This window comes from Cryobacterium levicorallinum (genome assembly GCF_004402405.1).
In the GTDB taxonomy this organism is placed as follows: Bacteria; Actinomycetota; Actinomycetes; order Actinomycetales; family Microbacteriaceae; genus Cryobacterium; species Cryobacterium levicorallinum.
This window is the reverse complement of the sequence record NZ_SOFE01000014.1, coordinates 83,878-96,056: the sequence shown is the minus strand read 5'-3', so window position 1 is coordinate 96,056 and position 12,179 is coordinate 83,878. Positions and strand designations below refer to the sequence as shown.

Genomic DNA, 12,179 nt, shown 5'->3' with positions numbered 1-12,179 from the left:
TGCCCGGTTGCGATTGATCACTGCCGAACCGAGGTGCCGCGTCTGCTCGGCGGAACAAGCCCCGAACACCAGAGCGCCTGCCACCTCGTCACCGCAGAAAATGGCGCACCGCGCATCAGCCAAGGAGACACGAATTTTGTTTACCACCCGTCCTGAACTCGTCGGAAACGTCGGTATGGTGGCCTCCACCCACTGGATCGCCTCGGCCACCGGAATGAGCATCCTCGAGCGCGGCGGCAATGCCGCCGATGCCGCGGTAGCCACCGGCTTCGTGCTGCAAATTATTGAGCCTCACCTCAACGGACCCGGTGGCGAGGTTCCGATTTTGGTCTGGTCGGAAATCGACCAGCAGGTATCCACCATTTGCGGTCAGGGCGTGTCGCCGGCTGCGGCAACGATCGAGGCCGTGACCGGGTTGGGCCTGGACGTGATGCCAGGGACGGGCCTGCTGCCCGCGGTCGTGCCGGGTGCCTTTGGGGCGTGGACGCTCCTCTTGGAACTGCACGGCACCATGACGCTGCGCCAGGTGCTGGAACCGGCCATCCACTATGCCGAGGAGGGGCATCCGCTGCTCAAACGGGTATCCGTTGCCATCGAAACGATGCAGGAACTGTTCACGACCGAGTGGCCCAGCTCAGCTGCGACCTGGCTGCCGGGCGGACAGGTGCCCGCAACCGGAAGCTGTTTCCGAAATCCTGTGCTGGCCGCGACCCTGCGCCGGATAGTCGCGGAGTCCGAAGCTGCCGGCGGGTCGCGAGAAGCGCAAATCCGCGCGGCCAGGGACTGCTGGTACCGAGGTTTTGTCGCCGAAGCCATCGGTGAATTCTGCGCAGACAACGAGGTGATGGATACCTCGGGGGAGCGTCATCGGGGGCTGTTGACAGCCGAGGACCTGGCCCGGTGGGAGCCCACGGTGGAACAGCCGCTCACCTACGAGTATCACAACTACACCGTCTGCAAGACGGGCCCCTGGGGGCAGGGACCCGTCTTTCTGCAGCAACTGGCGCTGCTCGAAGGCTTTGATCTGACCGCGATGGGACCCGGCTCAGCTGACTGGGTGCACACCATCCTGGAGAGTTGCAAACTCGCCTTTGCCGATCGCGAGGCCTGGTACGGCGACCCGAATTTCACCGACGTGCCCATGGCGGCTCTGCTCAGCCCGGAATACAACGCGCAGCGTCGCCTGCTGATCACCGACACGGCCTCCGTGGAACTCCGCCCCGGCAACCCCGGCGGCGCCCAGGCACGACTGCCGCATTACCCGGCATCTCCAGCCGGATATGAGAATTTGATCGGATCCGGCGAGCCGACGATCTCCAAATCGGGGGAGACCCTGGGGGATACCTGCCACGTCGACGTGGTCGATGCCAACGGAATGATGATCTCGGCCACGCCCAGTGGCGGCTGGATGCAATCGTCCCCAACGATCCCCGCCTTGGGCTTCTGCCTCAGCACCCGCGCTCAAATGTTCTGGCTCCAGGAGGGTCTGCCGAACTCCCTGCGCCCGAGCGCTCGCCCACGAACCACGCTGACGCCGTCCTTCGCCCTGCGCGACGGCAGGCCCTGGCTCGCGTTCGGAACCCCGGGCGGCGACGCGCAGGATCAATGGTCGTTGAACTACTTCCTGAACCTCGTGCACGGCGATATGAATCTGCAGGAGGGTATCGATGCCCCCGGTTTTCACTCCACGCACATGCCCAACTCTTTCTTCCCGCGGGATGCGCATCCAGCCGAGGTCTATCTGGAGAGTCGGTTTGCTTCGGCCGTGCTTGACGAGCTGCGGGATCGCGGTCACGTCGTCGTGGTCGGTGAGCCGTGGTCCGAAGGGCGAGTGAGCGCCGTGGCGCGCGATGGCGGCTGGCTCAAGGCTGCGGCCAACCCTCGGGGCAACCAGGGCTACGCCGTCGGGCGCTAGTCGCACGGGGCACTGAACGAGGCGCCCCGAGAACTGCGGCATAATCAACAAATGTTGTGCGCGCCGGACGGCGGCAGATGGCGGTCCGCCACGCAGGAATGGTCGAAGAGGAATAGCTGAAGTGTGGGACGTCTTGGAGTCGAAAGGGGATGAGTTGCGCACTCTCGGCCTACTGAAAGCTGCGCAAACCCTGGGCGAACGGGTTTACGAGGTGTTGGAAGAATCCATTGTCGACGGTGTCATCGCACCGGGTTCCCACCTGCGCGAAGACGAAGTCGCCAAGCAGCTGGGGGTGAGCCGAAACCCGGTGCGTGAGGCCATTCAACGGCTCGTGCACGACGGCTTCGTCGAACATCGGCCGGGCAAGAAGGGTGCCTTCGTGCACGCTCCCAGTGACAAGGAAGTGCAGGAGGTTTTCCACGCCCGCTCACTGTTGGAAAGCGACTGCGCACGGTTGGCCGCCGGAAATATTTCAGACGTCGATTTAGCTCGGCTCCAGGAACTGCTGGGGCATGGTGATGCGGCGATCGCGGCCCAGGACGCTAAGCACCTGCTAGAGCTCAACGACCGGTTTCATAATATTGTCGTGGAGGCCGCCGACAACTCGGTGATTGCCCGAATGCTGGGGGTGCTGCAACGACGAATTCGCTGGTATTTCTACCAGGTCGTCGTGACCCGGGCCGCCGGCTCGTGGGATCAGCACCGCCAGATTTACGAGGCGCTGCGCGACCACGACGGCGACCGGGCAGCGGTGTGCATGATGGCTCACGTCATGCAGACCGCCGCGACGATCCGTGATCACCAAGACACGGTAGACGGCGCCGGCCTTCCCCACTAGTCGGCGCAACCTTGTCAAGAGCGCGCAGCAGGCCGATTTTTCCCAGCCAGGATGCCCGCGACGGCATGGCCGAAAGCGGCATGGAATTGGTATGGCCCAGGGCTACGATCGGCTCGATGCGTCCACCCGAGATGATATCGGCGGTCGTGGCCACTTTGGCCAGGTAACCGGGGTTGCGGTAGCTCATGCAGGTGCACATCTGGCCGAGGTGCACTCGTGTCGTGGTGGCAGCGAACGCGGAGATCAGCGACCACGCCTCGTGCATGGCCTGCGTACTTGGCACCGGCACGGTATGAAAGTGGTCTTAGACCCAAATGGATTCCCAGGCACCGGCATCGGCGTGGGTGGCCAGGCCGCTCATGGTTGCCCACTGCTCGGCGGGTTCGATTCCGACCAGATCGTGTCGCCAGCCCTGGGGTACCAACAGTCCGAATCGCATGGTTTCATGCCTAGACTGCCGCCTGGTCGGGGCGTCAAACGTTACTCTGGAGCCAGGACGACAACAATAAACGGACGGCGGTGACAGTGCACGCTCTCGACTTCGCCGGCATCATGAGCGAGATCCTCACCCTCGTCGGCCTCATCATCGGAGCGCTGCTCTACATTGTCGGCTTGTCCGTGCGCGGCATCAGTGGCCGCTGGACCCGCACGACCGCGGTGATCGCCGCGTCGGGGCCGGCCACGGTCATCCGCTGGTTTGATGGCGACGGCGATGTCCACGAATGCCCGGCCGACACCCACGAGACGCACCACCTGGTGCCCGGCGACGATGTGCGCGTGTGGTTTCGCAACCGCCATCCCGAGCGTTGCCGCACACACGACCCCGAACTCGACGGCAAGGGCCTGCGCCTGATCGGCCTGGTCTTGCTCGGCATCGGCGTGCTCGCCGGCGTGACCGGCATCGTGCTGATGTTCGTCTAACCGACCGTCTTTTCGGCAGCGGATGCTGCGCGCGGCCGCGCCCATCCGCTTGCCGCCGCGGTCACCGCGATGGTAACGAGTGCGCCGAGCAGCAGCGCCGCCGCCTCCCCGGGGGCGAGCACGTGCAGCTGGGTACCGATCGTCGCGGCCGCGATCGGTATACCGAGCTGGGCCGCCGACAGCAGCCCGAATGACAGGGGCAGGCCCAGCACCCGGGTGGTCGCGTGGGTCAGCAAGGTCGCCAGGCCCAGTGTCAGGCCGAGGGCGATCATCTGCGGGTGGTCGGTCAGGTCGCGCAGCGCGAGCGAAGCGCCGAGCCAGACGAAGAACAGCGGGCCGAAGAATCCGTCGGCGAGGGCGAAGAGCTGTCGGGCGAGGCGGCGCGGTTCGCCGACCGCTGCGACGGCGAGCCCGAACGCGAAACCGGCGAGCATGACCGAGACATAGCTGAACACGGCCACCGCCGAGAGGGCAAACAGAATGGCCAGTTGGATGCGCAGCTCGAGGGCGAACTTGCGGTTCGCCGAGAGCTTGTGCAGCCGTGCGCGGGAGCCGTTTCGTTCCAAACGGGACAACAAGACGTACAAGGCCACGGCCAACGCCGCGATCAGGGCGGCGCCGAGCGCCGCGCGGCCCGCATTCGGCGGGTCGATGGCCAGGGGCAGCGCCACGATGGCCGCGACGTCCGCGATCGCAACCTGTGCCGTGAGTTCGAGCATCGAGCGCCCGCGCAGCCCCAGGGAGTGGATGAGCGGCAGCACGAGCGCGGCCGACGAGGAAGCCAGCAGCACTATATAGAGAGGTGCATGATTCGTTCCGAACATTATCGCGATGGCCACGCCGAGGGCGCTCGCCGAGACCGTGACGAGAATCGCCCGCACCAGGCCCGCCGAGAGCGCCGCGCGAATCGCGCCGGTACGAACCGGCACGTGCGTGCCGGCCACGAACATGATCAACGCGAATCCGACATCCGCTAACAGGGTCAGCGTGGGGTCGGCGGCCTCGATGAGGCCGAAGCCGGTTCGACCGACGATGACGCCGGCGGCGAGCTGGCCAATGACGACCGGGATATTCCAGCGGCGCGGCATTGCCAGGAGTGGCCCGAGCAACGCGACCACGGAGATGATCGCGAGGGTTTGAAAGTCCATCCGCGCCTCCTCCTATTGCTAGATCGAGCGTAGTACTGCTGCAGACGGCATGATGGGGGTATGAGTCGAACCGTCGCCGGAGCCCACGTGCTGATAACCGGAGCAGCCAGCGGCATGGGCCGCCTGTATGCCGAACGCTGCGTTGCCGAGGGGGCCAAAGCCGTCATCCTCTGGGACCGCGACGGTGCTGCGCTCGCCCAAACTGCTGCCATCCTGACGGAACGCTCTAACGGGCTCACCCGGATCGCGCCGTACGTCGTGGATATCGCCGATCTCGGCGCCATCGCGCAGACCGCACAGCGCGTGCGCACCGAGATCGGCAACCCCGACGTCGTCATCAACAACGCCGGAATCGTGCGTGGCAAATATTTCTGGGAGCACGACAACGGCGCAGACACCCGCCCTACCATGCAGATCAACGCGCTCGCCCCGATGTACATCACCCGAGAGTTTCTCCCGGCCATGATTGCGAGCGGATGGCGTGAGTCACGCATCGTAAATATCGCGTCGGCCGCCGGCACCCTCAGTAACCCGCGCATGAGCGTTTATGCCGCTTCGAAGGCCGCCCTGATCGGATGGAGCGATTCGCTGCGGCTCGAGCTCGTGCAGCAGGGTCACGGCCAGGTCAAGGTCACCACGGTCTGCCCGAGCTACATCGATACCGGCATGTTCGAGGGCGCGCGCGGGCCGCTGCTCACCCCACTGATGACCCCGGAATATGTCGTCGATCGGGTCTGGCGGGCCATGCTCGCCGGCAAGCCGCAGCTGCTGTTGCCCTGGACGGTCAGCCTGTCGAAGGTGCTGCGCGGCGTGCTGCCGCTGGCAGCCTGGGACACCGTCGCCGGTCGCGTCTTCGGCGTGTACCGCTCGATGGATCGGTGGGTCGGTCGCGGGTAGCGGCCCCCGACCGCCGGGAAAGTGGCAGACTTAAGGTAGACCAGCGCCGGCGGCGCACCATCCGGCGTCACTCAATGTTGAGTACGAGCCGAAACAAACGGGGACACCATCGCTACCACGCACCACCACGCACCGTCTTTGCTCAGAGTGCTCGGCAACAGAGACGCACTCGCCCTCGGCTTCGGTGCCATGATCGGTTTCGGCTGGGTCGTGCTGACCGGCGGCTGGATCAACGACGCCGGCACGATGGGCGCCGTCACGGCCATGATCGCCGGCGGCATCATCATGAGCATCGTCGGCCTCACCTACGCCGAACTCACCGCGGCAATGCCCAAGGCCGGCGGCGAACACAACTTTCTACTGCGGGCCATGGGGCCGCGCTGGTCGTTCGTCGGATCGTGGGCGATCACCGGCGGCTACGTCACCATCGTCGCCTTCGAGGCCGTCGCCCTACCGCGCACGGCCGGGTATCTCTTTCCTAACCTGAGCCAGATCCCGCTCTGGCAGATAGCTGGCGAGCAGGTCTATCTGACCTGGGCGCTGGTCGGAGCCGTGGCGGCCGTCGTGATCACGGGGATCAACATCCGGGGTGTGAAACTGGCCGGGGTCGTGCAGACCTTTGTGGTGCTGTTTCTGCTGATAGTCGGTGCGATGCTCGTGCTGGGCTCGTTCACCGGCGGCTCCACGGTGAACATGGAACCGTTCTTCACCGGCGGCATGGGCGGATTCTTCGCCGTGCTCGTCGTCGTGCCCTTCCTGTTCGTCGGCTTCGACGTCATTCCGCAATCGGCCGAAGAGGTCAACGTTGCGCCGCGCCAGATCGGCCGGCTCGTTGTGGTTGCCGTTATTCTCGCGACCATTTGGTACGTCATGATCGTGCTCACCACGTCATCGTCCATGTCGGCGGCGGCCATTGGCCAAACCGATATCGCCACAGCGGATGCCATGGGCGCGCTCTTCGGCAGCGACGTCATGGCCAGGGTGCTCATCGCCGGCGGAATCGCCGGAATCCTCACCTCGTGGAACTCGCTGCTGCTCGGGGCATCACGCCTGATGTTCTCGATGGCGCGCTCCGGCATGCTGCCGGCCTGGTTCGGCAAGCTGCACCCGAAATTTCGCACGCCGACCAACTCGCTCATCTTCGTCGGCGTTCTGTCGTTCATGGCGCCGTTCTTCGGAACGCAGATGCTCGGATGGCTCGTGGATTCCGGAGCCCCGAGCATCGTCATCGCCTACATTCTGGTTGCCGTGGCCTTTGTGGTGCTGCGCCGCCGCGAACCGAAGATGGACCGCCCGCTGCGCGTGGGCGGCAAGGGCAACGGCGGAGTCGTGATCGGCGTTGCCGCAGTCGCGCTCTGCCTGGCCCTGCTCAGCCTGTATATGCCCGGCATGCCGGCCGCGTTGTCGTTCGAACCCTGGGTGTTGTTCGCCCTCTGGTGGGTCGGCGGCGTGTTCTTCTACCTGCGCATTCCGGCTGGAATCGCGCCGGGCCACGACGCCGAGGAACGCCTGCTGGAGAGCCTCGGATCGCGTCGCTCCTAGCGCCCGGAACCGGTCGCGTCAGCGCCGAAAATAATGCGAAATTAATCTTGCATTTCCCGCGAAGATGAGTGCTGTTTTTGTGGCTGGGGCACTCGTACTCCCATAGTTGGAACTCTTCCAGCAGGAAGGTGACCACCTTGACGGACCGGGGCCCCAGCCTTTCTGTGCCTGTGCCTGTGCCTTGAGGTCTCCTGAACTGCCTCTCCGTCGGTCGACCCTGTCGAGACCTCCGTCGCCCTGCGCGAGCTGTCTGCGGAACCTGACCCTCTCCCCACTCCGTGCGGGGGAGGAGCGCTGCCGATCAGAGGTTGTTCGTAGCGAGCCAGCTGATCAGCACACGCTGAAATTCCAGCGGATGCTCCACGCTCGGCAGGTGCGCGGTGCCGCGGAACGTGCATCCGCTTGATTGCGGCAGCATCTCCAGCAGAAATTCATAATGGGCCAGCGCTGAGGTGACGTCGAGCTCGCCCACGGTGACGAGCGCCGGAACATCGATGTCGCTGACCCGGTCGAGCGCGGGCGGCTCAAGCGGAATCGAGATCGGCGCCTCCGTAGCGTGGATGACGTTGCGCAGGTTGAGTTCTTGCGCCAGGGCGAGAAAGGCCGGGTCGACGTCGGCCGGCTTACGGGTCGGCCCGACCGCCCACAGGGTGACCTCAAGCCGGGCCAGCCGGGGCCACTGGCGGGCGGTGAAAGCCGCATCGAGCTTGTCGAACAGGGCGTCTTCCCGCTCGGTGAGCTCCACCTCGGGAAATCCGCTGGGGCCGGAGCCGATCGTGACCAGGCCCGCCACCCGCTCGGGACTGGCGACGGCCAGGTCGATCGCAATCGTGCCACCGCGTGAGCAGCCGATGAGGGTGGCCCGAGCGACGCCGAAATGATCGAGCAGCGCCGCGGCATCCGCTCGATTGGAGAATTCCACATTCTCGGTCGTCGTCTGGCCGAAACCGCGGGCATCAAAGCGAATGACGAAGTGGTGCGCCGCGAGAGCCGCGACCTGCGGATCCCACATGCGCAGGGTCGCAATGCCGGCGTGCAGCAACAGCAGGGCGGGAGATTCGGGGTCGCCCAGTGTTTCGTAGTAGAGCGAAGCGCCGGGAACATCGAGTCTGGGCATGCCCCGAGCGTAGCGCCACGTCCGGTGCGCCCGAAAGACCAGGCTCTGCGATGGCTGGAATCGGCAGAGGCTGTTTTGACCTGGTGAGCGGTCCGAAACCCCTAGGCTCAACATAATGGGCGGTGTACTGGTCGGGTTTTCGATTATCGGATTTGTAATCCTGATCGGGTACTTTGTCGAACGGTTCGGCATCGTCGGTGTCGGCACCGGCCGGGTGCTCAATCGGATGGCCTTCTTCGTGGCGACTCCGGCGCTGCTGTTCACGGTGCTCTCGCACGCGGATGTCACCGTGCTGTTCTCTGAATTTCTGCTCGCCATTGTCTGCACCATCGTGGTCGGTGTCGTCGTCTATGTCATCGCCGCCCGCTTGTTTTTTCGTCGACCGCTGGCCGAGACGGTGCTCGGCGCATCGACCGCGACGTACGTCAACGCAAACAATATCGGGCTTCCGGTAGCCATCTACGTGCTCGGCAGCGCGCAGTACGTGGCTCCCGTGCTGCTGCTGCAGCTGGTCATTCTGGCCCCGACCATTCTGGCCATTCTCGACCTCGCCACCCAGGGCCGAGCGTCGTTTCGGTCGATCGTGACTCAGCCCATTCGCAACCCGATGATTATCGCCTCGCTCGCCGGTGTGCTCGTGGCGATGCTGGGCATCACGCTGCCCAAACCCGTGCTCGCCCCGTTCGAGCTGATCGGCGGCGCCGCCATTCCCCTGGTGCTGCTGTCGTTTGGCATGTCGCTGCACGGCCAGCGCCTGCTGAAAGCCCGAACCGGGCGCAAACAGGTCGTCGCCGCGACCGCGATCAAGGTCGCGCTCATGCCGATCGTCGCGTACCTGTTCGGGCACTTCGTGTTCGACCTCGCCGGTGCCGAATTGTTCGCCGTCGTCGCCGTGTCGGCGCTGCCGACCGCGCAGAACATCTTCAACTTCGCCTCGCGCTACGACCGGGCCGTGGTCGTCACCCGCGACACCGTGTTGCTCACCACGATCCTGTCCATGCCCGCCCTGCTCGTGATCGCGGCCCTCCTTGCCTGAGTGCCGGCAGAACTGCGGAGATTTTACTCACATTCCCCGAAATCACTGGGTCACCGCACGGTGCGTTCGCGTGACCGTGAAGTTCTCCGCAGGTATGCAGGGGCACCAAGTGATTTTGCCCTCGAAAGGATGAAAATGTCGCTCAGCACCCCCGAGACCGGTTTGCCGGCCCCGTTCTCCCCGCCGAAACCCACCAGCCTGCCGATCAGTGACTCGGCCGACCGGTTCTACCTGAACCGGGTCTACTGCGTCGGCCGCAACTACGCCGACCATGCGCGAGAAATGGGCAATGACCCCGATCGGGAGCCGCCCTTCTTCTTCGCCAAACCGGCCGACGCCGTGTTCGCCGTGACCGAGGGCGTTCCCGCTCGCGGCGTTTCTGTCCACGAGGTGCCCTACCCGCCCGAGACCGACAACCTGCACTTCGAGATGGAACTCGTTGTCGCGATCGGCGTTGGCGGCGCCGACATCGCGGCAGTGGATGCCCTCGGTCACGTCTTCGGCTACGCCGCCGGCGTCGACCTCACCCGCCGCGACCTGCAGGATGCAGCCAAGGCCGTGCGTCGCCCGTGGGACCTCTCCAAGGGCTTCGACTTTTCCGGACCGTGCTCGCCGCTCGTCGCCGCGGCCACGATCGGTCATCCGGCCGCGGCCCGCATTTGGCTCGACGTCGACGGTGACACCCGCCAGGACGGGGACCTCGCCGACCAAATCTGGCCCGTTCCCGACGTGATTGCCGCGCTGTCCCGCTTCGTCACGCTGCGTCCGGGTGACCTGATTTTCACTGGGACTCCCGCCGGTGTCGGCCGCATTGAGCCCGGTGACGACGTCACCGCCGGAATCAACGGGATCGGCGAGCTCGCGTTCCGCGTCGTCTGACCGGTATCCGCTTGCCTGGCAGCTCAGGCCAGCAGCGCGCCGAGGGCGGTCGTGGCGTGGCCGCGATGCTCATCGAGTAGGCCGATGACGAGCTCGGTGTCCCCGGCGGCGAAGGCGTCGACGATGGCGGCATGCTCGTGCTCGACCAAGGCCCGGTTGCCCGCCTGCTCGTAGTAGAGCCGGCGGTAGGCTTCGGTCGAATCCCAGAGCGCACGCAGAATGCGTTCCAGCCGGGGGAGCCCGGATGACGTCACGAGTACGAAGTGAAACCGCCGGTTGGCCTCGTTCATGGCGAGCATGTCGCCGGCCGCATTAGCCCGCTCCACCTCGACGGCGGTGGCGCGCAGCGCGGTGAGCACGTGTTCGCCGCCGCGCGCGATCGTGGCGCGCACCGCCTCCGCCTCGAGCAGCTGCCGCAGTCGGTACACTTCGAGCAGGTCGGCAAGCGAGAGCTCGGTCACCCGGTAGCCGCGATGCGGCTCGTGCACGACGTGCCCCTCGGTTTCGAGCGTGTTGAGGGCCTCCCGCACCGGAACCCGGCTGACGCCGAGGCGTTCGGCCAGATCCTCCTGTCGCAGTGGCTGCCCGGGAACAAACTCGCCGACGGCGATCAGGCGCCGCAACTCAGCGAGCACGAATGCCGGAACTGTCGGCGGGCGCTGGGTCGGATTGGGAGAAGACACTGTCAAAACTCTAGCGAAAGGCCGGGATGCCGGTGATGTGCTGGCCGAGAATGAGGGTGTGCACCTCGTCGGTGCCCTCGTAGGTGCGCACGCTTTCGAGGTTGTTGGCGTGGCGCATCGGGGAATAGTCCAGGGTGATGCCGTTGCCGCCGAGCATGGCGCGGGCCTCCCGGCAAATGGCGATGGCTTCGCGGCAGTTGTTGAGCTTGCCGACCGAGATCTGGTGCGGAGCGAGCGAGCCGGCGTCCTTGAGCCGGCCGAGCTGCAGGGCGAGCAGCGTGCCCTTGTTGATTTCGAGCGCCATGTTGACGAGCTTCTGCTGGGTCAGCTGGTAGCCGGCGAGCGGCTTACCGAACTGCATCCGCTCCTGCGAGAAGGCCAGCGCCGCAAGGTAGCTGTCGCGGGCCGCACCCATGACGCCCCAGACGATGCCGTAGCGGGCCTCGTTCAGGCACTCGAACGGGCCGCGCAGACCGCGCGCCTTGGGCAGCATCGCCGAGTCGGGCAGGCGCAGCTCGGTCAATTCAATCTCGCACTGAATCGAGGCTCGCATCGAGAGCTTTTGCTCGATCGGCGTGGCGACGAATCCGGGGGTATCGGTGGGGACGACGAAGCCGCGGATTCCGTCATCCGTCATCGCCCAGATGATGGCGACCTGTGCGATCGAGGCCAGGCCAATCCAACGCTTGGTGCCGTTGAGAACCCAGTCGGTGCCGTCGCGGCGCGCGAAAGTGGTCATGCTCGCCGGGTCGGAGCCGGCCGAAGGCTCGGTCAGCCCGAAGCAGCCGATCACCGAACCGGCGGCCATGCGCGGCAGCCACTCATTTTTCTGCTCCTCGGAGCCGTGCTTGTGGATCGCGCTCATCGCGAGCGACCCCTGCACGCTCACGAAGGTGCGCAGCCCAGAGTCGCCGGCCTCGAGCTCGAGCGCAGCGAGGCCGTACTCGACCGAGCTGCGCCCGGGGCAGCCGTAGCCCGTGAGGTGCATGCCGAGCAGGCCGAGCCTGGCCAGCTGCGGAATGATCTCGAGCGGAAAGAACGCGTTCTCGTACCACCCGGCGATGTTCGGTTTGATCGTGGTGTTGACGAAGGCCCGCACCGCAATGCGCAGGGTGATCTCGGTCTCGGTCAGCAGGGAATCGATGCCCACGAGGTCGGCGGCGTCGGTCAGATCGGTGTCAATGAGGGTAGTCATGAGTCGTC

The 12,179-nt window shown here is 65.5% G+C and carries 11 protein-coding genes and 1 pseudogene; 7 read left to right on the top strand and 5 right to left on the bottom strand.

The window, feature by feature from the left end; genetic code table 11:
* Window positions 1-136 precede the first annotated feature (136 nt).
* Together E3O11_RS07735 and E3O11_RS07730 are read left to right on the top strand one after the other, a co-directional pair.
* Window positions 137-1,915, top strand: a complete 1,779-nt coding sequence (locus E3O11_RS07735; protein ID WP_307725676.1) for a gamma-glutamyltransferase family protein — start codon at window positions 137-139, stop codon at window positions 1,913-1,915.
* A gap of 121 nt (window positions 1,916-2,036) precedes the next feature.
* Window positions 2,037-2,753 (top strand): GntR family transcriptional regulator, encoded by a 717-nt coding sequence (locus tag E3O11_RS07730; RefSeq protein WP_092447931.1) that lies wholly within the window; start codon window positions 2,037-2,039, stop codon window positions 2,751-2,753.
* 94 nt (window positions 2,754-2,847) lie between these two features.
* On the opposite strand, the pseudogene E3O11_RS18430 reads toward E3O11_RS07730, so the two are convergent.
* Window positions 2,848-3,192 (bottom strand): annotated as a pseudogene (locus tag E3O11_RS18430) (LLM class flavin-dependent oxidoreductase); the annotation flags it as partial.
* A gap of 80 nt (window positions 3,193-3,272) precedes the next feature.
* Here E3O11_RS18430 and E3O11_RS07720 point away from each other — a divergent pair.
* Entirely contained in the window at window positions 3,273-3,674 is a 402-nt protein-coding gene (locus E3O11_RS07720) for a DUF3592 domain-containing protein (protein WP_233195416.1), read from the top strand.
* Here E3O11_RS07720 and E3O11_RS07715 read toward each other — a convergent pair.
* Window positions 3,671-4,822: a cation:proton antiporter gene (locus tag E3O11_RS07715; protein ID WP_092447930.1), complete on the bottom strand. Its 1,152-nt coding sequence runs from the start codon at window positions 4,820-4,822 to the stop codon at window positions 3,671-3,673. The genes E3O11_RS07720 and E3O11_RS07715 overlap by 4 nt on opposite strands.
* A 60-nt stretch (window positions 4,823-4,882) precedes the next feature.
* Between E3O11_RS07715 and E3O11_RS07710 the strand changes: the two genes are divergently transcribed.
* Both E3O11_RS07710 and E3O11_RS07705 read left to right on the top strand, forming a co-directional pair.
* Window positions 4,883-5,719 carry an SDR family oxidoreductase gene (locus E3O11_RS07710; protein ID WP_092447929.1) on the top strand — a complete coding sequence of 279 codons (837 nt, stop codon included), beginning with the start codon at window positions 4,883-4,885 and terminating at the stop codon, window positions 5,717-5,719.
* A 147-nt stretch (window positions 5,720-5,866) separates the two neighbouring features.
* On the top strand, window positions 5,867-7,261 hold the full coding sequence (locus E3O11_RS07705; RefSeq protein ID WP_255411835.1) for an APC family permease: 1,395 nt from the start codon (window positions 5,867-5,869) through the stop codon (window positions 7,259-7,261).
* 301 nt (window positions 7,262-7,562) lie between these two features.
* Here E3O11_RS07705 and E3O11_RS07700 read toward each other — a convergent pair whose 3' ends face one another.
* A complete protein-coding gene (locus tag E3O11_RS07700; protein WP_166787526.1) occupies window positions 7,563-8,378 on the bottom strand; it encodes an alpha/beta fold hydrolase in 816 nt (271 codons plus the stop codon).
* Between the two features lie 115 nt (window positions 8,379-8,493).
* On the opposite strand from E3O11_RS07700, the gene E3O11_RS07695 reads away from it, so the two are divergent.
* Both E3O11_RS07695 and E3O11_RS07690 read left to right on the top strand, forming a co-directional pair.
* Window positions 8,494-9,414, top strand: coding sequence for an AEC family transporter (locus E3O11_RS07695; RefSeq protein ID WP_092447927.1), 921 nt, complete (start codon window positions 8,494-8,496; stop codon window positions 9,412-9,414).
* Between the two features lie 135 nt (window positions 9,415-9,549).
* Window positions 9,550-10,293, top strand: coding sequence for a fumarylacetoacetate hydrolase family protein (locus E3O11_RS07690; RefSeq protein WP_092447926.1), 744 nt, complete (start codon window positions 9,550-9,552; stop codon window positions 10,291-10,293).
* Between the two features lie 23 nt (window positions 10,294-10,316).
* Here E3O11_RS07690 and E3O11_RS07685 read toward each other — a convergent pair whose 3' ends face one another.
* Together E3O11_RS07685 and E3O11_RS07680 are read right to left on the bottom strand one after the other, a co-directional pair.
* A complete protein-coding gene (locus E3O11_RS07685; protein ID WP_092447925.1) occupies window positions 10,317-10,976 on the bottom strand; it encodes a GntR family transcriptional regulator in 660 nt (219 codons plus the stop codon).
* 10 nt (window positions 10,977-10,986) lie between these two features.
* Window positions 10,987-12,171: an acyl-CoA dehydrogenase family protein gene (locus E3O11_RS07680; RefSeq protein ID WP_092447924.1), complete on the bottom strand. Its 1,185-nt coding sequence runs from the start codon at window positions 12,169-12,171 to the stop codon at window positions 10,987-10,989.
* Window positions 12,172-12,179 lie beyond the last annotated feature (8 nt).